Raw genomic sequence first — 18,885 nt, 5'->3', positions numbered from 1 at the left:
GATTCCGGCGGACCCGAGCCGCGACACAGGAGCAGGAGGACGTGTGAGCCACGCCACCCCGGACACTGCCACCCCGGGCGCCATCAGCCCCGGCACCACCAACCGGGTGCATCTCGACAACGGCGGACGAGCCCCGTGGCACCCGCTCGCCCGGCAGGCGTTCGAGCAGGCCGTCGCCGACGGCTGGGCGGACCCGCGCAGACTGCACGCGGAGGGCCGGCGCGCGGCCCGCCTGCTCGACGGCGCCCGCGAGGCGGTCGCGGCGGTGCTCGGCGCGCGGGCCCAGGAGGTCCACTTCACTCCTGGGCACACCGCGTCGCTCCATGCGGCGGTCGCGTCAGCCTCCGCAGCCCGCCGGCGGGCCGGCAGCGCGATCCTCACCAGCGCCGTCGAGCGCTCGGCCCTGCTCAACGCCGCCCGTGTTGCGGGCCGGCAGAGCACGGTCCCGGTCGACCGGCTCGGCCGGGTCGACGCCGAGGCGATGAACGCCGCCGTCCGGGTGCCCGGCGCGGCGCTGGTGGCGCTGCAGCACGCGAACGGGGAGGTCGGCACGGTCCAGCCGGTCGAGGCCGTGCACGACGCCGCACGGGCGGCCGGCGTCCCCCTCCTGGTCGACGCCGGGGCGAGCGTCGGGCACGTGGCGGTACCCGATACGTGGGATCTCCTGGCCGCCGACCCCGCCGACTGGGGCGGGCCGGCAGGCGTCGGGGTGCTCGCGGTCCGGCAGCGGGTCCGCACGGCTCCGGTGGGGCCGGAGGACGAGGACCCGTGGGCGCCCGGCGGCGTGAGCGTGCCCCTCGCGTTCGCCGCGGCGGTCGCGCTGCAGGCCGTCGAGGCCGACCGGGTGGCGCAGGAGGCCCGGCGCCGAGAGCTCGTCGAGCACGTGCGGGCACAGGTGTCGCGTATCCCCGACGTCGAGGTGGTGGGCGACCCGGACGGCCGGCTCCCCCACGTCGCGACCTTCTCGTTCCTCTACGTGGACGGCGAGGCGCTGGTGACTGAGCTGGACCGGAACGGGTTCGCCGTCGGGTCGGGCTCCGCGTGCACCGCGAGCACACTCGAGCCGTCGCACGTGCTGGCCGCGATGGGCGTGCTCACGCACGGCAACGTGCGGATCGCCCTGGACCGCGGCACCACCGCCGACGAGGTCGACCGCTTCTGTGCGGTGCTGCCCGGCGCGGTGGCGCGGGTCCGGGAGATGCTAGCGGTCGGTGGCCTCTGACGTGTCAGAGGCCGGAGTCACTAGGGTGACCTGTGTGTCTGAAACGGTGGTGGACGCGCGAGGGCTGCGCTGCCCCCTGCCCGTCATCCGGCTCGCGGCGGCCGCTAAGGGCCTGCCTGCGGGCACGGAGCTGACCGTCCTGTCGACCGACCCCGCCGCCAGGTTCGACGTGCCCGCGTGGTGCCGGATGCGCGGGCACGAGCACGTCGCGACGGTCGAGCACGCGGCAGAGCCAGGGGACGAAGCCGGCGGCTGGGCCGTCACCGTGCGCCTGCACTGAGCGCAGCCACGCCGGCGCCGGTGCCCGCCGCCCGATGCCCGCCGCCCACCGCCCGGGCACAAGGAAACGGGCCGGTCACCGCGAAGGTGACCGGCCCGCCGTCGTGCAACGTCCTGTGGACGCGGAGCTCAGATCAGGAGAACGACCCGCCGCAGGCACACGCGCTGCCTGCGTTCGGGTTGTCGATCGTGAAGCCCTGCTGCTCGATGGTGTCCTTGAAGTCGATGGTGGCGCCCTCGAGGTACGGCACGCTCATCTTGTCCACGACGACCTCGACGCCGTCGTAGTCACGCAGCGCGTCCCCGTCGAGCACACGCTCGTCGAAGTAGAGCTGGTAGATCAGCCCGGAGCAGCCACCAGGCTGCACCGCGACGCGAAGACGCAGGTCGTCGCGGCCCTCCTGCTCGAGCAGGCTACGGACCTTGCCCGCGGCAACGTCGGTGACGGTGACGCCGTGGGTCCCGATGTCCGTGGTCGTGTCGGTCATGTCATCTCCCGATCGTGTTCGACATACCGGTAGTCGATGTCTCAGCGGTGCCAACCCATCGGGCCGTCCGTCTGTTCCCGTCGCCGGTCTGTTGAAGAAGATCGTACGCCCACGGACCGGCCGGGCCCATCACCGTCCGGCGCTCAGCGCGCCCAGCCCGGCGTCCAGGTCCTGGCCACGCGGGCGACGTCGCCGTCGACCGCCTCGTGCACCCCGCTGAGGCCCGCCGTCGACCACTCGCGCCTGCTCACCTCGCTGCTCTCGGTGACCACGACGACCGGGACGGCGTGCGGTGCCGCGGCGGCAGCGGCCTCGACCACGACGCCCCGGTGCAGCGTCTCGCCGTCGAGCCGCGTGACGTACGCCACGACGACGTCGGCGCCGGCGGCGACCTCCGCGAGCGCCGCGCGTTCCGCGCGGGGCAGCGCGGACGGCGCTGGGCCTGGCGCGGTCGGTCCGGGGTGGGCGGGCCCGATGTCCTGCGGCCCGACGGCGTCCGGCGGCCCTACGGGGATCGCCGACCCGGCCAGCAGCACACCTCCGCTGCTGCCCGTCCCGTGGCCGGCCGGAGCGGTGAGCACTCCGCCCTGGCTCGGCGCTCCGGCGGAGGCTCTGCGGGCGCCCGGTACGCGCACCGCACGCGCCTCGGTGCCGGTGTGGGGCGCGGCGTCGCGCCACGCGGAGGCGAGTCGCTCGGCGTCGGGCAGGGTCTCGGCAAGCAGCAGCACGTGCACACCAGGCATCGTGGCACTGTCGTGACCGCATGTCATCATGGTGACTGTGAGCACTCTGCTGGCTGAACACTCCGGCTTCTCCGAGCCCGCCCCGTCACCGCTGCTTCTGCTCGGCCAGGGCCGTGACCTGGCCTCCGAGCGTGGCGTGGAGTGCGTGGGCGAGCTGCCTGCACCGAGCGACCCGAACCTCGTCGAGCGGGCCCGCGCCGCGCGGGCCGCCCTGGGCAGCCGGGCGTTCGTGCTGGGCCACCACTACCAGCGTGACGAGGTCATCGACTTCGCGGACGTCACCGGCGACTCCTTCAAGCTGGCGCGCGAGGCCGCTGCCCGCCCCGAGGCGGAGTTCATCCTGTTCTGCGGGGTGCACTTCATGGCCGAGAGCGCGGACATCCTCACCTCGGACCAGCAGCGGGTGGTGCTGCCCGACCTCGCGGCGGGCTGCTCCATGGCGGACATGGCGGCGATCGGCCAGGTCGAGGAGGCCTGGGCGGTGCTGCAGGACGTCGGCGTCGCGGACTCGACGGTGCCCGTCACGTACATGAACTCGTCGGCGGCCATCAAGGCGTTCACCGGGCGGCACAGCGGCACCGTGTGCACCTCCTCGAACGCCGAGGTCGCGCTGCGCTGGGCCTTCGACCAGGTGGGCGGCGTCGACGGCACCGGGAAGGTGCTGTTCCTCCCGGACCAGCACCTCGGCCGCAACACCGCGGTCCTCGAGCTCGGGATGTCCCTGGACGACTGCGTGGTCTTCGACCCGCGCAAGCCGAACGGTGGGCTGACCGACCAGGAGCTGCGCGACGCCCGGATGATCCTGTGGCGCGGCCACTGCTCGGTGCACGGCCGCTTCTCGGTGCAGAACGTCACCGACATCCGCGCGGCGGTGCCCGGCGTCAACGTGATGGTGCACCCCGAGTGCAAGAACGAGGTCGTCACGGCCTCCGACTACGTGGGCTCGACCGAGTACATCATCAAGCAGCTGGACGCGGCCGAGCCGGGCTCGTCGTGGGCGATCGGCACCGAGCTGAACCTGGTGCGCCGGGTCGCCAGGGCGCACCCGGACAAGAACGTGCACTACCTCGACTCGACGGTGTGCTTCTGCTCCACCATGAACCGCATCGACCTGCCCCACCTCGTGTGGGCCATGGAGTCCCTCGTGGAGGGGCGAATGGTCAACCAGATCGTCGTGGACGCCGACGACGCCCACTGGGCCCGCGTGGCGCTCGACCAGATGCTGGCCCTCCCAGGACTCTGACCGGATCGAGCACATGAGCGGCAACGGCGGGCTGCGCATCGGGATCTTCGTCTTCGACGGGGCGGAGGAGCTCGACGTCGTCGGGCCGTTCGAGGTGTTCGCGGAGTGGGGCTCCCACTCGCAGCTGCGGCCGTCGGTGAGCACCTTCTCCTGGGACGGTTCCGGGGTGCGGCTCGCGAAGGGCCTGCGGATCCTGCCGGCGCACGGCGCGGACGACGTCGGGCCGCTGCACGTGCTGGTCTACCCGGGCGGGCTGGGTACCCGGCAGCTGCTGGCCCAGGCCGGGCACCTCGAGTGGTTGCGCATGATCCGCAAGCAGACGCCGATCATGGCCAGCGTCTGCACGGGTGCCCTGTCGTTCGCGGCCGCCGGGCTGCTGGCGGGGCGGCCTGCCACGACGCACCACAACCACTACGACGAGCTCACCGACCTCGACCCGAGCATCCTCGTGGACACCGAGGCGCGGTACGTGGACGACGGCGACGTGGTCACGTCCGCCGGGGTGTCCTCGGGGATCGAGATGGCGCTGCATCTCGTCGAACGGCTGGAGACGACGGCGGTGGCGCGGTCGGTGCGGTTCGAGATCCAGCACCCCGCCGGCTGACCGAGCCAGGTCCCGGCCCCTCGGGGCGCGTCGAGGCGGCCAGTATCTGATACTGCCGGTGCTCGGTATAACCTTCGAGCATGGCTCGCATGCTCCAGCTCACCTGGACCGGACTCTTCCCGCGCAAGGCCCGCCCCGGACAGACCCTGCTCGACCCGTCGGTCACCCGGATGCGCGTCGGCCCCCTGGACCTCGACTCGTACCTGCACGTCAACAACGGCACGTACCTGCAGATGATGGACGTGGCCCGGAACAACCAGATCGCCGACCTCGGCATGTTCCCGATCGCCCGCGAGAAGGGCTGGGCGCCGGTGGTCGCGGCGTCGACCATGAAGTACCGCCGATCCCTGCAGCCGTTCGACCGGTTCGAGATCACCACCCGGATCGTGGGCTGGGACGAGCGCATGTTCTACCTGGAGCAGGTGTTCACGCGAGGCGACAAGCTGTACGCCCGTGGGATCGTGGCCAGCCGGTTCCTGGACCGCAAGGGCAACCGGATCTCGGCGTTCGAGGTGGTGCGGGACATGGTCGGCGAAGAGCTGCCGTCCCCCGAGCTCCCCGAGGACGTGGCGGCCTGGGCCCGCGCGATGGACGTCGCACCGCGCGAGCCCGCCACCCGCAGCTAGAGCCCCTCGCCGACCTTCGTCAGCAGCAGGGCCTCGGCGAGGACCACCTTCTGCAGCTCACCCAGGTGCACCGACTCGTTAGCGCCGTGCGCCCGCGAGTCCGGGTCCTCGACGCCGGTCACGAGGATCGCGGCGTCGGGGAAGACCTCGAGCAGGTCGGCGATGAACGGGATGGACCCGCCCATGCCGACGTCGACCGGAGCGGTGCCCCACGCCTCGGTGAACGCCGCACGCGCGGCGCGCATCGCCGCCGAGTCACCCGGCGCGAGGAACGGCTTGCCCTGCTCGCCGGGGCTCCACGTCACCTGCGCGCCGAACGGCGCGTGCTTCGCCACGTGCGCGGCGAGGGCCTCGTCGGCCGCCGCAGGGTCCTGGCCGGGGGCCAGCCGCAGCGAGATCTTCGCCGTGCAGCTCGGTGCGAGCGTGTTCGACGCCGCGGCCACCGACGTGACGTCCATGCCGATCACGGACAGCGCCGGCTTGGTCCACAGCCGCCCGGCGACGCTGCCGGTGCCGACGAGCGCTACGCCGTCGAGCAGGGAGGAGTCCGCCCGGAGGTCGGCCTCCTCGTAGTCGACCTGCGGTTCGGGTGCGGCGACCAGGCCCTCGATCGCGACGTCGCCCGCCTCGTCATGGAACGTGGCGACCAGGCGCGACATCAGGGTGACGGCGTCCAGCACGGCGCCACCGAACATGCCCGAGTGCACGGCGTGGTCAAGGACCCGCAGCTCGACGTCGCCGTCGACCAGGCCACGCAGCGACGTCGTCAGGGCGGGGACACCGATCTTCCAGTTGCCGGAGTCCGCCACCACGATGACGTCGGCGGCGAGCAGGTCGCGGTGCGCCTCCAGGAACGCGCGGAACGACGGCGACCCCGACTCCTCCTCGCCCTCGAGGAAGACCGTGACCCCGACGGGCAGGTCCGCACCGTCAGGCAGACCGAGCGCCCGCAGCGCCCCCAGGTGGGCGACGATGCCCGCCTTGTCGTCGGCCGCTCCACGGCCGAAGAGCCGCTCGCCCACCTGGGTGGGCTCGAACGGGTCGGTGTCCCAGGTAGCGGGGTCGCCCGGCGGCTGCACGTCGTGGTGCGCGTACAGCAGGACGGTCGGCGCACCCTCCGGCGCGGGCCTGCGCGCGACGACGGCGGGCGCACCCGCCGTGCCGTCCGGGCGCGGCGCGGACAGGATCTGGACGTCGGGCAGGCCGGCGTCACGCAGGAGCTGCTCCGTGGCCGCGGCGCTCGCGGCGACGTGCGCCTGGTCGAACGCGGCGGCCGAGACGCTCGGGATGCGCACCAGCGCCTCGAGGTCGGCCTGCAGGGCGGGGAACAGCTCGGCGACGCGGGCGCGGAGGGCCACGGTTGTATCGGAGGTCACCGCCCCACGTTAACGGCTCGCAGCGGGGCACTGCCGCGAGCCATTAGGCTGGGGAGGTGTTCTCCCGCAGCAAGACTCCGACCCCCGACGGCGTGACCCCCGTGGGCGACTCCCCCGACGAGGTGACGTCCGCGTCCGGGACGACGCCGGCCGGCGTCCCCACGAAGGGACGTCCCACGCCCAAGCGCAACGTCGCGCAGGCCGCGAACAAGCGTCCTCTCGTACCGAACGACCGCAAGGCGGCGCGCAAGACCCAGCGCGAGAAGTCGCGCATCGACCGCGAGCGCGCCTACCAGGCGATGCAGACCGGCGACGAGCGCTACATGCCGGCAAAGGACAAGGGCCCGGTGCGCCGGTACGTGCGCGACTTCGTGGACGCGCGCTGGAATCTCGGCGAGTTCTTCCTGCCGGTCGCGTTCGTCTTCCTGTTCGCGACGTTCTTCACCTCGCAGTACCCAGAGCTCAGCATCGTCGTGATGCTCGGCCTGTACGGGTTCCTGTTCCTGACGATCATCGACGCGTGGCTCCTGTGGCGGTCGCTGAAGAAGCGTCTGACCGCGAAGTTCGGCGACGTCCAGCGCGGCCTTCTCATGTACACGATCACGCGCGCGTACCAGCTGCGCCGGTCGCGGCTGCCGAAGCCGATGAGCAAGAAGCGCGGCAACTACCCGGAGTAGTGCCGCTGACCGGAGCAGTACCACTGACCATGCACCTGCTGCCAGGACGAGGCTCGATCTGGCAGCAGGTGCATGGTCGTTCTCCGATCAGACCGGGCGCTTCTTCGGCATGCCCTCGAGGGTCTTGGCCGGGTCGCGCTCGACCACGCCGGCCAGGGCGTCGTCGATCTGCTTCATCAGCTCGGCGGGGATGGTCACACCCGACGCCTTGACGTTCTCCGCCACCTGCTCCGGGCGCGACGCACCCACGAGGGCCGCGGCGACGTTGTCGTTCTGGAGCACCCACGCGACGGCGAGCTGCGCCATGGACAGGTCCAGCTCGGCGGCGACCGGCTTGAGGTTCTGCACGGCGGCAAGGGTCTCGTCGTTCATGAAGCGGCTGATCGTCTGTGCGCCGCCCTTCTCGTCGGTGGCCCGGGAGCCGGCCGGCGCGGGCTGACCCGGCAGGTACTTGCCGGACAGCACGCCCTGGGCCATGGGCGACCACACGATCTGCGACACGCCTGCCTCCTTCGACGCGGGCACGACCTCGTCCTCGATGACGCGCCACAGCATCGAGTACTGCGGCTGCGACGAGATCAGCTGGAAGCCGAGCTCCTTCGCCAGTGCGGCGCCCTGGCGAATCTGGTCGGCGCTCCACTCGGAGACGCCGATGTAGAGGGCCTTGCCCTGGCGGACGACGTCGGCGAACGCCTGCATCGTCTCCTCGAGCGGGGTCTCCACGTCGAAGCGGTGGGCCTGGTACAGGTCGACGTAGTCGGTGCCGAGGCGGGTCAGGGAGCCGTTGATCGACTCCATGATGTGCTTGCGGGACAGGCCCACGTCGTTGGGGCCCTTCGGCCCGGTGGGCCAGTACACCTTCGTGAAGATCTCAAGACCGGCGCGGCGCTCGCCCTTCAGCGCGTCACCGAGGACCTGCTCCGCCGCCGTGTTCGCGTACGCGTCAGCGGTGTCGAACGTGGTGATGCCCGCGTCGAGGGCGGCCCGGACGCACGAGGTCGCGACGTCGTTCTCCACCTGCGACGCGTGGGTGAGCCAGTTGCCGTACGTGATCTCCGAGATCTTGAGACCACTGTTACCGAGGTACCGATAGTTGACCATAACGACACCCTACGACAGGGCGCTCGAATCGAATCGACCCTCTCAGCCGCGCGCCACCAGGCCGGACGGCGCGAACCACCGCACGCCGACCTGCACCACCGGGCCGACGCCGAGCGCGAACGCGACGGTGGCCCAGCCGAACGTCCCGCCAAGCAGCACGCCGACCACCACGACAGTGACCTCGATGGCCGTCTTGACCAGCCAGACGGGCCACCCGGTCAGCCGCACCGCGCCGGTCATCAGCCCGTCACGCGGACCCGGCCCGAGCCGGGCACCCACGTACGCGGCCGTGCCAAGGCCGTTGAGGACGATCCCGCCCAGGGCGAGCCCGATCGAGGGCGCGAGCGCCGGGTCGGGCAGCAGCACCTCGAGGAGCCAGAGCGCCGGGTCGATCACCAGGCTGAGCAGGATGATGTTGGCGACCGTCCCGATACCCGGCCGCTGCCGGAGCGGGATCCAGGCCAGCATCACGAGGATGCTGATCCCGAGCACCACCCAGCCGTAGGCAAGGCCGGTCCGTCCCACGATCCCCTGGTCCAGCACGGACCACGGCATGGCCCCCTGGTTGGCGTGCAGCATCATCGCCATGGAGGCGCCGAACACCAGCAGGCCGAGCACGAGCTGGACGCCGCGACGCGCCGGGCTCATCGCGACGGTCCGCACCGGTGCGGGAGCAGGGTCGGGCTCGGCCGGCGGTACCGCGGGGAGGAGTGCATCGTCGGCCGGGCGGCCGCTGGTGGTCGTCATGTGCCCATGATGCGGACCATTGGCCTTGTCTTCCATGGCCAATAGGGCAAGAGTGGACCCATGTCCGCTGCGCCTCACGCCGCGATCCCCAGCGCGAGTCCCACGACGACACCCAGCACGGCACCCGGTCCGGTGCCCCGATCCACGTCACGACGCACGTCCCCGCCCACCTCCCCACCACGTTCCAGGTCGATGCCGACGGCGGCGCCCGCGTCGTCGCCCGTCGTCCTGCGGCACCTCTCCTCCGCCGCCGCCGCGCGCCTGCTCGGCGCCTGGCACGCCGGCGGGCCGGCCTATGTCGCGCTCGCCGACGCGCTGCGCTCCGCCGTCCTGTCCGGCACCCTGTCGCCCAACACCCGTCTGCCCAGCGAGCGCGATCTCGCGGCCGCGCTGCACGTCTCGCGCACCACCACGTCCGGCGCGTACGCCCGGCTGCGGGACCTGGGGTTCGCGGCCAGCCGGGTCGGGTCGGGGACGGTCACCACGCTGCCACAGGGCCGCGTCGAACGCGGACCACGGCGCCCGGCCGGCGGAGACGCCCCGGTGGCGGACGAGTCGCTGCAGCATCCCGGGGCCCGGAACGCCAGGCCCGCCGCCGTCGGCCACCTGGACCTGTGGCAGGCGACGCCGTCCGCGCCGCCCGAGCTGCACGACTCCTTCGCGCGGGCCCTGGACAGCCTGCCCGCCTACCTGGACTCGGGCGGCTACGAGCCGTACGGGCTCGCACCGCTGCGCGAGGCGGTGGCCGCGCGCTACCGCGAGCGCGGGGTGCCCACCACGGCGGACGAGATCCTCGTGACCACCGGCGCCCAGCAGGCGATCGCACTGCTGGCGCGCACGCACCTGCGCCCGGGCGACCGCGCGGTCGTCGAGTCGCCCACCTACTTCCACGCCCTGGAGGCGATGCGCGAGGCCGGCGGCCGCGTCGTCGGCGTCCCGACCGGCCCGCTCGACGTCGACCTGCTCGCCTCGACCGTGCGCCGCACCCAGGCCCGACTGGTGTATCTGGTGCCGGACTACCAGAACCCGACGGGCTACCTGCTGTCCGCCGAGGAACGGGCCGCCGTGCGGGAGGTCGCCGACCGGAACGGCGTCACCGTCGTGGGTGACGAGACGCTCGTCGAGCTCGGGCTGGACGGCGGTCCGACGCCCCCGGCCTTCGCCGGGCGCGGGACCTCGCCGCACGTGGTGTCGGTCGGGTCGGCGTCGAAGGCCTTCTGGGGCGGCCTGCGGGTCGGCTGGATCCGGGCCCACCCGCGGATGATCGCGCAGCTCGCGCGGGCGCGGCAGTCCATGGACATCGCGACGGCGGTCCTGGAGCAGCTCGCTGCGACGGACCTGCTCGGCCGGCGCGCCGAGATCATGGTCGGTCGGCGGGCCATGCTGCGCGAACGGCGCGACCTGCTCGTCGGCCGGCTCCGGGAGTCGTTCCCCTGGGAGGTCCCCCTGCCCGCCGGCGGCCTGTTCTGCTGGGTCGACCTGGGCAGGCCCGTCGCGCAGGCCTTCGCCGCGGCGGCCGCGGCCGAGGGGGTGCTCGTCGCAGCGGGCCCGCTGTTCACGCCCGACGGCGACGGGGCCGACTCACGGGTGCGCCTCACGTTCACCCGCTCGCCCGCTGAGCTGGCCGACGCCGTACCGCGCCTGGTCCGGGCATGGGGACGAGTGGCCGGTGGTCGGCGCCGGGCGAGCTCGCGGACGTAGGCGCTCAGCATCCGCTTGACCTCGGTGATGATCACCGGCCGGTCCCCCGGGGCCGCGGCGGTGATCGTGGGCATCGCCGCCTGGACGACCTGGATCATGAGCCGGCCCGACAGGTGCAGCTCCACGGCCGACCGTTCCGGGAACCTCGTCTCCAGCAGACCGAGCACCCGGCCCTCCAGCGCCTCGTGGATGGGCCGGGTCGCCGCCACGAGGCCCGGTGTACAGGGAGCCCGGTGAGATCCCGACCTCGGCCGCTATCGCGTTGGTCGTCGTCTTCTCGTAGCCGTGCGCGGCCAGGACTCGGGCTGCGGCCGCGACGATCTCGCCGATCCGCCGCTCACCACGGGCCTGCCGCTTGCGCGGCGCCGTGCGCTCCTCCGCGCCGTCGGCCCCCCGGGTCTCCAGCAGTCGTCTGGTACGCGTCTGGCACGCTGGTGCGATGACCGACACTGAGCATGCCACCGCGGCGGACACCACCATCGCCGCGGTGACCGGCGGCGCCTTCATGGTTCCGATGCTGCCCTGCGGGGACATCGACGCCATGGCCGACTTCTGGACCGGCCTGGGTCTCAGGGTGACGTACCGGCAGCGCCGCCCTAACCCCTACCTGGCTCTGGAGCTCGGCCGTATAGCGCTCCACTACTACGTGATGCCCGAGTGGGACCCGGACCAGTCCCACTCCACGTGCGCCCTGGTGGTGCCGGACACCGAGCCGATCTACGACCTGTTCGCCGCTGGGCTCAGGGAGCGGTTCGGGCGGCTCCCGGTCAGCGGGCTCCCGCGAGTCACGCGGCCGCGGCGCCGGGCGAACAATGCCGGCCTCTCCGGGTTCAGCCTGGTCGACCCGGCCGGCAACTGGGTCCGGGTCTCCCGCGCGCCCACGCCCGACACCCAGCCGTCCGCCCCGGACGGCGATGTCACCGAGTGGACCGGGACGCCGGGTGCCGGAACGATCGTGCGCGCTCTCGACGCCGCGGTGGTCCAGGCGGACTCGCACGGCGACCCTGTGCAGGCGCGCAAGATCCTCGGCGGTGCGCTGCGCCGGGCGTCAGGACCGGACGACTCCGCTCTGCCGGTACCCGAGCTGGCGCCGGCTCTCGCCTACCTGGTCGAGCTGTGCGTCCGCACCGGGGACGAGGAAACCGCACGGTCCACGTACGCCCGGCTCACGGCCCTCGCCGGGGGCGACCACGCCCCAGTCGACCGCGCGGCCCTCCACGCCGCTCTCACCGAGGCCCGCGCGGTGCTCCCCGCACCGTGAGCACCGCGCCGTGAGCCCTGGACCGGCAGCCTCGGCACGGCACCACGTCACGGCACCACGTAGTTCGAGTTCCGGGCGTCGGTGATCGCCATGTGCCCGGGCGCGTGACCGATGGCGAACGACGGGCGCGACCTCATCACGGCCGCCTGCGGCGTCACCCCGCACGCCCAGAACACGGGGAGCTCGCCGTCGCGGACCTCCACCGCGTCCCCGAAGTCCGGAACCGCCAGGTCCGAGATGCCCAACGCCGCCGGGTCACCGACGTGCACCGGCGCGCCGTGCACGGCGGGGTACCGGGAGGTGATCCGGACCGCGTCCGCCACCTGGTTCGCCGGGACCGGACGCATCGACACCACGAGCGGGCCCGACAGGTCTCCCGCCGGGCGGCACTCCCGGTTCGTGCGGTACATCGGCACGTTGGACCCGGCCTCGATGTGGCGCACGGGAACCCCCGCCTCCAGGAGGGCCGCTTCGAAGGTGAAGCTGCAGCCCACCAGGAAGGTGACCAGGTCGTCGCGCCACAGCTGCGTGACGTCGGCCAGCTCCTCGGCGAGCTTGCCGTCGCGGTACACCCGATAGGCGGGCAGGTCGGTTCGGAGGTCGCCCGCGAAGATCGACGCCGACGTCTCGCCCGGCTCGGTCACATCCAGCACCGGGCACGGCTGCGGGTTGCGCTGGGCGAACAGCAGGAAGTCGTACGCGTCGGCCCGAGGCAGGGCGATCAGGTTGGCCTGGGTCCACCCCGCGGCCCAGCCCGACGTCGGCACGCGCAGCCCAGCGCGAAAAAGCGCCCTGGCCTGGTCCGGTGTGAGCTGGTCAGGAGCGGTCTCCGCGGCGAGGTCCATCGGACCATCGGACCATCATGCCGCCGACCGGTGCAAGCGGCTCGCACCCCGGTACCGAGAAGGTTCAGCCGACGTTCCAGGATCTTCGGCTGAGGATTTCCGACTCAGGGCGTCCGCAGCTCCACGCTCGGGGCCGCCGGGGTGCCGTCGTGCAGCAGGCGTGCCTGCACCGCACCGGCCTCGGCCAGCGCACGCCAGTGCTCGCCGAGCCACTGCTCGGCGTCGTACTGCGCGGTGAAGACGGGGGTCAGGGGCTCGCTCAGGCGACGCCCCTCGGCGTCGTCAAGGGCCCACTCCCACTGCGGACGGATCATCCCAGCCTCCCGCTTGCTGTCGAGCCGGCCGAGCGGGTCAGCGCGCGGTTGATCCGCGACGCCCACAACGGTCCCTCGTAGACGAACGACGTGTAACCCTGGGTGAGGTCGGCTCCGGCGCGCAGGTAGGCGCGGACGTCGTCGGCCCTCGTGATACCGCCGACGCCGATGATGACCGGGCCGGCACCGAGCCGCTCGCGCAGCCGCGCGACGACCTCGATGCCCCGGCCCAGCAGCGGCGGGCCGGACAGCCCGCCGGGGCCGCGGTCGTGGCCGATCGTCGTGTTGACGGCGACCACGCCGTCCAGCCCCAGCTCGAGCACCAGGTCGGCGACGGCGTCGACGTCGTCGTCCGCGAGGTCGGGGGCGATCTTCACCAGCAGCGGGATCCTGCGGCCGCCACCCGGCGACACGGTGGCGTTCGCCTCGTCGGCCGCTGCGCGCACCGCCTCGAGGATGGGGCGCAGGGACTCCGTCGCCTGCAGGTCGCGCAGGCCGGGGGTGTTCGGGGAGGAGACGTTGACCACGAGGTAGTCAGCCCAGGGGGCCAGCAGCCGGGCCGACGTCGCGTAGTCGGCGGCGGCGCCCTCCGGCGGAGCCACCTTGGTCTTGCCGATGTTGGCGCCGACCACTATCGCGCGGCCGGCCGCGGTGCTCCGCAGCTCCCGCAACCGGTCCGCGGCCGCCGCTGCGCCCTCGTTGTTGAAGCCCATCCGGTTACGTACGCCGCGGACGTCCAGCTCGCGCCACATGCGCTGCTTCTCGTTGCCGGGCTGCGGGCTCGCGGTGACCGTGCCGATCTCGATGAACCCGAAGCCGAGCATCGTCAGGCCCCGGACCGCTCTCGCGTTCTTGTCGAACCCTCCGGCCAGGCCGAACGGCGCGGGCACCACCCGGCCGAAGATCCGCACGCTCCCTGGCCCGCCCGCCCGCTGCCCCAGGTAAGGGGCCACGGCGCCCTGCACGACGTCGCGCAGCACCGGCACCTTCCCGGCGCGCTCGATCAGGGCGAACGCGAGCTCGTGCGCGCGTTCCGGGTCCATCCGACGGAAGGCGGCGTTGAACAACAACGAGTACGGCCAGCTCATGCAGTCCTCTCCTCGGGCGTGCTGCGCGACGTCCGCCACAGCCACCACAAGCCCACGAAAGGCAGGACGAGCGGCACGTAACCGTAGCCCTGGCCGAACCCGGACCAGACGGTTGACTCGCCGAACGCCTGCGCGTCGGCGAGCGACAGCGCGCCGACGGTCACGACGCCCACTGCCTCGATCCCGACGGTGATCCATGCGACCAGGCGCCAGGTGGGGCTCCCGATCGCCAGTGCGAACGTCGCCACGACATAGACGACCGCGGCGAGCGTGGACAGCGTGTACGCGACGGGTGCCTCGGTGAACTTCACGACCAGCTCGTAGGACGACCGGCCCAGGGCGGCGAACGCCAGGATCCCGTACACGGTCACCAGGACCCGGCCGAAGCCCTGCCCGGTCCGTCGTCCGACGGTCCGCTGCGCCATCATGCCACCGTCCAGATCTGCCACATGCGCCACTCCAGGAACGCCACCGTCAGGGACGCCACGAGCAGCACCACCGAGCTCCACCTGGTGCGTTCTGCGAACGCCCACGCGGCGGCGACCGGCAGGATCACCAGGGTCGTGGCGAAGTAGCCCCAGAACAGCAGCGGATCGCCAGCTCCGGCACCGGTGGCGCCCTGCACGATCGCTACGACGCCCTGCACCAGGACGACGACCTCGATCACCGCCCCGCCCCACAGCTGGTTCAGGACGACCGCGCGGTCGCGGGCCACGAACCAGGCGGCCCATCCGGCCAGGGCCACGCACAGCGCGACCACGAGGAGGACGAGGGCAAGGATCACGTCCCGCAGACTACCGGGCAGCCCCTGCCGTGCGGCAATCGGACGGTGCGTGACCTGCGCCTCTATGAGGTCGCCAGGATGAGGCCGGCAGGATGAGGCCGCCAGGCCGGCCGACCGGGTGTCGGAGGCGCGGGATACGATCGGCCTCGTGACCTCCGTTATCCTCTCCAGCAAGAATCCCACCGCGGTGAAGGCCGAAGCGCTCGTGGTGGCGACCGCCCAGACGTCGGACGGCGTAGCCGTCGTGTCCGACCAGCTTCCCACCGACCTGCTGACACAGCTCGAGTCGCTCGCGCCGCAGCTCGGCGTGACCGGCGCACGCGACGAGGTCCGCAAGATCCCGGCCGGCCCCAAGCTCGCCGTCGACGTCCTGGTCCTGACAGGCCTGGGCGAGCGCGCCGAGGACGGCACGTTCGCCACCGAGACCCTGCGGCGCGCCGCGGGCGCGGCGACCCGCGAGCTCGCGGGCCTCAGGTCCGCCGCGATCGCGCTGCCCGCGTCCGACGACGACGAGATCACCGCCGTGACCGAGGGCGCCCTGCTGGGTGCCTACGTCTTCAACCGGTACCGCACCACCGGCAGGTCCACCGAGAAGGAAGCGGCGAAGGACGCAGCGAAGGACGCCAGGAACCGCAAGGACCCCGTCGCGGCCATCGAGATCCTGACGCCGCTGCACAAGAACGCCAAGGCAAAGGTCGTCGCCGAGCGCGCCCAGGTCGTCGCCGCCGCGGTCCACGCCGCTCGCGACCTGGTCAACACGGCGCCCAACGAGCTGTACCCGGCCACGTTCGCCGACGCCGCGAAGGCGGCCGCCAAGGACGTGCGGCACGTCAAGGTGACGGTCCTGGACGACAAGCAGCTCGCCTCCGGTGGCTACGGTGGGCTCACGGCCGTCGGCCAGGGCTCCGCGCGCGGGCCGCGCCTCGTCAAGGTCGCCTACACGCCGGCCAAGCCGAACGGGAAGGTCGCGCTGGTCGGCAAGGGCATCACGTTCGACTCCGGCGGCATCTCGATCAAGCCGGCCGCGGGCATGGAGGCCATGAAGTCGGACATGGCCGGCGCCGCCGCCGTCCTGTCCACCGTCGTCGCCGCCGCGAAGCTGAACCTGCCGCTCGCGATCACCGGTTACCTCTGCCTCGCCGAGAACATGCCGGGTGGCAACGCCCAGCGCCCCGCCGACGTCGTCACGATCTACGGCGGCAAGACAGTCGAGGTGCTGAACACCGACGCGGAGGGCCGCGTGGTCATGGCCGACGGCCTGGTCTCAGCGGTCGAGGACGGCCACGACGTCGTGCTCGACATCGCCACCCTGACCGGCGCCCAGGTGGTAGCGCTCGGCACCCGCACCTCCGCCGTCATGGGCACCGACACGGTGCGCGACGAGGTCAAGGCCGCCGCCGACGCCTCGGGCGAGCTGTTCTGGCCCATGCCTCTGCCGGAGGAGCTCAAGTCGAACATCAAGTCGAAGGTGGCCGACGTCGCCAACTCAGGCCCACGATGGGGCGGCATGCTCAACGCCGGCCTGTTCCTGCAGACCTTCGTGGGCGACCACCCGTGGGCCCACCTGGACATCGCGGGCCCCGCGTTCAACGACGGCGGCGCGCACGGCTACACGCCCGGCGGCGGTACCGGCGTGGGGGTCCGCACCCTGCTGGGCTTCCTCGAGGGCCGGGCTGCTGCGGAGAAGGCGGAGAAGTAGAGCTACTTCGACCTGCGCTGCGCGCTGTTCCAGTCGCGCATCCGCTGGGGGTAGCCGGTGAACCGGACGTTGTACACCGGCACCCCCAGCTGGTTCGCGATGTCGAACGCGGTGCGCTCGTCCGGCACCCGACGCCGTGTCCACTCGCCCGTGGTCGCCACGAGCAGGATCGTGCTGGGGATGTCCGTGGTCGGCGGCTCCACGTAGGCCTCGACCCCGACGCGCGACCCGATGAACTCACCAAGGTGCGCCACTGTCTGGCGGCGCGCATCGTTGCCGCTGGGGCGCGATCCGCTGCCGGACGAGGAGCGTCGCTGGAAGAAACGCGCGAGCGAGCTACGGGACTGGCGGGGCATATGTCGAGACTACTAGCGCGATCGCCACCGTCCTAGGCATCTCCACGTGATTCCAGGAAACCCACAGCTCCTGTTCACAGGCAGGTATCCGCCCGGTACAGGCCCACGGTCCCCGCGCGGCCCCGTCGCATCTCCGCTCACAGCCCCGGTTGCCCGTCAATGTCGCCACGGTCACACCCGACAAGCCGGGTTCACAATTGGGGCCACGCCCGCTGAAGTGTCAAGATGGCATGCGGTGCTCACTATCTGCCCGCTGTCCGACCGACAGCGCCACCACCCTGTCAACGAGGAGCCAGCACGTGCCTACGCATGACAATCCGGCCACGTTCGACGTCGTCGTGCTCGGCGGTGGCAGCGGTGGCTACGCCACCGCGCTCCGGGCCGCACAGCTGGGTCTGAGCGTGGCGCTCGTGGAAGAGAGCAAGCTCGGCGGCACCTGCCTGCACGTGGGGTGCGTCCCCACCAAGGCGCTCCTGCACGCGGCCGAGGTGGCCGACGCCGCCGCCCACGGCGCGCAGTTCGGTGTCCGCTCCTCGCTGGACGGCATCGACATGGCGGGCGTGCTCGCCTACAAGGACTCCGTGGTCGCCGGCCTGTACAAGGGCCTGCAGGGTCTCGTCGCCTCGCGGAAGATCACCGTCGTGGACGGACACGGCACGCTCGTGGCCCCCGGGGTCGTCGAGGTCACGTCCCCGGACGGCGTGGCGACGCGGTACGACGGCAAGGACGTCGTGCTCGCGACCGGCTCGTACGCCCGTAGCCTGCCGGGCCTCGAGCTCGGCGACCGGGTCATCACCTCCGACGAGGCGCTGACGCTGGAGACCGCGCCGAAGTCGGTGGTGGTGCTCGGTGGTGGCGTGATCGGCGTCGAGTTCGCATCCGTCTGGAAGTCCTTCGGCGCCGACGTGCAGATCGTCGAGGCGCTGCCGCACCTCGTGCCGAACGAGGACGTCGCGCTCTCCAAGGCGCTGGAGCGGGCGTTCCGCAAGCGCGGCATCAAGTTCTCCCTCGGCGAGCGCTTCGCCCAGGTCAAGCAGTCGCAGGACGGCGTGCAGGTCGAGCTCGAGTCGGGCACGACGTTCGACGCCGACCTGCTGCTCGTCGCCGTCGGGCGCGGTCCGCGCACCGCCGACCTCGGTCTCGAGGCCGCCGGCGTACGGCTGGACCGCGGTTTCGTCCTGACCGACGAGCTGCTCCGCACCGGTGTCGCCACTCCAGCGGGCGGCCAGATCTGGGCCGTCGGCGACATCGTCCCCGGCCTGCAGCTGGCCCACCGCGGGTTCGCGCAGGGCATCTTCGTGGCCGAGCAGATCGCGGGCCTGGCGCCCGTGACGATCGACGAGGCCACGATCCCGCGCATCACCTACTGCGAGCCGGAGGTGGCGTCCGTCGGCGTCACCGAGGCGCGGGCCGCCGAGCTGTACGGCCCGGACCAGGTCGAGACCATCGAGTACAACCTCGCGGGCAACGGCAAGAGCAGGATCCTGGGTACCCAGGGCTTCGCGAAGCTGGTGCGGCGCAAGGACGGACCCGTGGTCGGCATGCACCTGATCGGCTCGCGGGTGGGCGAGCTGATCGGCGAGGGCCAGCTCATCGTGGGCTGGGAGGCGTTCCCTGAGGACGTCGCCTCGCTCGTGCACGCCCACCCCACCCAGAACGAGGCACTCGGAGAGGCACACATGGCGCTGGCCGGCAAGCCTCTGCACGCCCATAACTGACCACTTAACGACA

At 72.3% G+C, this 18,885-nt stretch carries 21 protein-coding genes and 2 pseudogenes; 10 read left to right on the top strand and 13 right to left on the bottom strand.

The genetic code is table 11. The features are described 5' to 3' along the window. Window positions 1-43 precede the first annotated feature (43 nt). A complete protein-coding gene (locus APR04_RS02515; protein ID WP_253867613.1) occupies window positions 44-1,222 on the top strand; it encodes a cysteine desulfurase family protein in 1,179 nt (392 codons plus the stop codon). Between the two features lie 34 nt (window positions 1,223-1,256). Further along, the gene (locus APR04_RS02510; RefSeq protein ID WP_253867611.1) at window positions 1,257-1,502 is read left to right on the top strand and encodes a sulfurtransferase TusA family protein; all 246 of its coding nucleotides are present in this window, start codon (window positions 1,257-1,259) and stop codon (window positions 1,500-1,502) included. A 133-nt stretch (window positions 1,503-1,635) separates the two neighbouring features. On the opposite strand, the gene erpA is transcribed toward APR04_RS02510, so the two are convergent. Next, window positions 1,636-1,989 carry an iron-sulfur cluster insertion protein ErpA gene (gene erpA, locus APR04_RS02505; RefSeq protein WP_253867609.1) on the bottom strand — a complete coding sequence of 118 codons (354 nt, stop codon included), beginning with the start codon at window positions 1,987-1,989 and terminating at the stop codon, window positions 1,636-1,638. A 143-nt stretch (window positions 1,990-2,132) separates the two neighbouring features. Next, entirely contained in the window at window positions 2,133-2,732 is a 600-nt protein-coding gene (locus tag APR04_RS02500; protein ID WP_253867608.1) for a hypothetical protein, read from the bottom strand. Window positions 2,733-2,760: 28 nt separating this feature from the next. Here APR04_RS02500 and nadA point away from each other — a divergent pair, with 28 nt between their 5' ends. The 3 genes from nadA (at window position 2,761) to APR04_RS02485 (ending at window position 5,205) form a co-directional block, all read left to right on the top strand. Further along, window positions 2,761-3,975 carry a quinolinate synthase NadA gene (gene nadA, locus APR04_RS02495; protein ID WP_253867606.1) on the top strand — a complete coding sequence of 405 codons (1,215 nt, stop codon included), beginning with the start codon at window positions 2,761-2,763 and terminating at the stop codon, window positions 3,973-3,975. A 13-nt stretch (window positions 3,976-3,988) separates the two neighbouring features. Further along, entirely contained in the window at window positions 3,989-4,579 is a 591-nt protein-coding gene (locus tag APR04_RS02490; RefSeq protein WP_253867604.1) for a DJ-1/PfpI family protein, read from the top strand. Between the two features lie 80 nt (window positions 4,580-4,659). Beyond that, the gene (locus APR04_RS02485) at window positions 4,660-5,205 is read left to right on the top strand and encodes an acyl-CoA thioesterase (RefSeq protein WP_372496053.1); all 546 of its coding nucleotides are present in this window, start codon (window positions 4,660-4,662) and stop codon (window positions 5,203-5,205) included. Here the strand turns inward: APR04_RS02485 and APR04_RS02480 are convergent. Further along, window positions 5,202-6,581, bottom strand: coding sequence for a dipeptidase (locus APR04_RS02480; protein ID WP_253867602.1), 1,380 nt, complete (start codon window positions 6,579-6,581; stop codon window positions 5,202-5,204). The two genes, APR04_RS02485 and APR04_RS02480, sit on opposite strands and share 4 nt — an antisense overlap. 56 nt (window positions 6,582-6,637) lie before the next feature. On the opposite strand from APR04_RS02480, the gene APR04_RS02475 reads away from it, so the two are divergent. After that, entirely contained in the window at window positions 6,638-7,258 is a 621-nt protein-coding gene (locus APR04_RS02475; RefSeq protein ID WP_253867600.1) for a DUF3043 domain-containing protein, read from the top strand. An 87-nt stretch (window positions 7,259-7,345) separates the two neighbouring features. Here APR04_RS02475 and APR04_RS02470 read toward each other — a convergent pair whose 3' ends face one another. After that, on the bottom strand, window positions 7,346-8,359 hold the full coding sequence (locus APR04_RS02470; protein ID WP_253867598.1) for an aldo/keto reductase family protein: 1,014 nt from the start codon (window positions 8,357-8,359) through the stop codon (window positions 7,346-7,348). Window positions 8,360-8,401: 42 nt separating this feature from the next. Then, entirely contained in the window at window positions 8,402-9,106 is a 705-nt protein-coding gene (gene yczE / locus APR04_RS02465; RefSeq protein WP_253867596.1) for a membrane protein YczE, read from the bottom strand. A 192-nt stretch (window positions 9,107-9,298) separates the two neighbouring features. On the opposite strand from yczE, the gene yczR reads away from it, so the two are divergent. Beyond that, entirely contained in the window at window positions 9,299-10,807 is a 1,509-nt protein-coding gene (gene yczR, locus APR04_RS02460; protein ID WP_253867595.1) for a MocR-like transcription factor YczR, read from the top strand. 56 nt (window positions 10,808-10,863) lie between these two features. Here yczR and APR04_RS31240 read toward each other — a convergent pair. Both APR04_RS31240 and APR04_RS31235 read right to left on the bottom strand, forming a co-directional pair. Further along, window positions 10,864-10,974, bottom strand: a pseudogene (locus APR04_RS31240) (hypothetical protein); the annotation flags it as partial. Between the two features lie 64 nt (window positions 10,975-11,038). Continuing rightward, window positions 11,039-11,287: pseudogene (locus tag APR04_RS31235) on the bottom strand (TetR family transcriptional regulator); the annotation flags it as partial. Here APR04_RS31235 and APR04_RS02450 point away from each other — a divergent pair. After that, window positions 11,247-12,068, top strand: a complete 822-nt coding sequence (locus APR04_RS02450; protein ID WP_253867594.1) for a DUF8817 family protein — start codon at window positions 11,247-11,249, stop codon at window positions 12,066-12,068. The pseudogene APR04_RS31235 and the gene APR04_RS02450 overlap by 41 nt on opposite strands. 47 nt (window positions 12,069-12,115) lie before the next feature. Here the strand turns inward: APR04_RS02450 and APR04_RS02445 are convergent, their stop codons facing one another. The 5 genes from APR04_RS02445 to APR04_RS02425 form a co-directional block, all read right to left on the bottom strand. Continuing rightward, a complete protein-coding gene (locus tag APR04_RS02445) occupies window positions 12,116-12,913 on the bottom strand; it encodes a putative hydro-lyase (protein ID WP_253867591.1) in 798 nt (265 codons plus the stop codon). Window positions 12,914-13,017: 104 nt separating this feature from the next. Beyond that, window positions 13,018-13,227 carry a hypothetical protein gene (locus APR04_RS02440; RefSeq protein ID WP_253867589.1) on the bottom strand — a complete coding sequence of 70 codons (210 nt, stop codon included), beginning with the start codon at window positions 13,225-13,227 and terminating at the stop codon, window positions 13,018-13,020. Beyond that, on the bottom strand, window positions 13,224-14,315 hold the full coding sequence (locus tag APR04_RS02435) for a quinone-dependent dihydroorotate dehydrogenase (RefSeq protein ID WP_253867586.1): 1,092 nt from the start codon (window positions 14,313-14,315) through the stop codon (window positions 13,224-13,226). The genes APR04_RS02440 and APR04_RS02435 overlap by 4 nt, the downstream gene beginning before the upstream one ends. Next, on the bottom strand, window positions 14,312-14,740 hold the full coding sequence (locus APR04_RS02430) for a hypothetical protein (RefSeq protein WP_253867584.1): 429 nt from the start codon (window positions 14,738-14,740) through the stop codon (window positions 14,312-14,314). Before APR04_RS02430 ends, APR04_RS02435 begins: the two co-directional genes overlap by 4 nt. Continuing rightward, complete coding sequence (locus tag APR04_RS02425) at window positions 14,740-15,099, bottom strand: hypothetical protein (RefSeq protein ID WP_253867582.1); 360 nt, start codon at window positions 15,097-15,099, stop codon at window positions 14,740-14,742. The genes APR04_RS02430 and APR04_RS02425 overlap by 1 nt, the downstream gene beginning before the upstream one ends. A 148-nt stretch (window positions 15,100-15,247) precedes the next feature. Here APR04_RS02425 and APR04_RS02420 point away from each other — a divergent pair, with 148 nt between their 5' ends. After that, window positions 15,248-16,798: a leucyl aminopeptidase gene (locus APR04_RS02420; protein ID WP_253867580.1), complete on the top strand. Its 1,551-nt coding sequence runs from the start codon at window positions 15,248-15,250 to the stop codon at window positions 16,796-16,798. 2 nt (window positions 16,799-16,800) lie between these two features. On the opposite strand, the gene APR04_RS02415 is transcribed toward APR04_RS02420, so the two are convergent. After that, the gene (locus tag APR04_RS02415; protein WP_253867578.1) at window positions 16,801-17,154 is read right to left on the bottom strand and encodes an oxidoreductase; all 354 of its coding nucleotides are present in this window, start codon (window positions 17,152-17,154) and stop codon (window positions 16,801-16,803) included. 299 nt (window positions 17,155-17,453) lie between these two features. Between APR04_RS02415 and lpdA the strand changes: the two genes are divergently transcribed. Further along, on the top strand, window positions 17,454-18,872 hold the full coding sequence (gene lpdA, locus APR04_RS02410; protein ID WP_253867576.1) for a dihydrolipoyl dehydrogenase: 1,419 nt from the start codon (window positions 17,454-17,456) through the stop codon (window positions 18,870-18,872). Window positions 18,873-18,885: the final 13 nt, after the last annotated feature.

The sequence above is a fragment of the Promicromonospora umidemergens genome (assembly GCF_024171995.1).
Taxonomy (GTDB): domain Bacteria; phylum Actinomycetota; class Actinomycetes; order Actinomycetales; family Cellulomonadaceae; genus Promicromonospora; species Promicromonospora umidemergens.
This window is presented reverse-complemented; position numbering and strand designations above follow the sequence as displayed.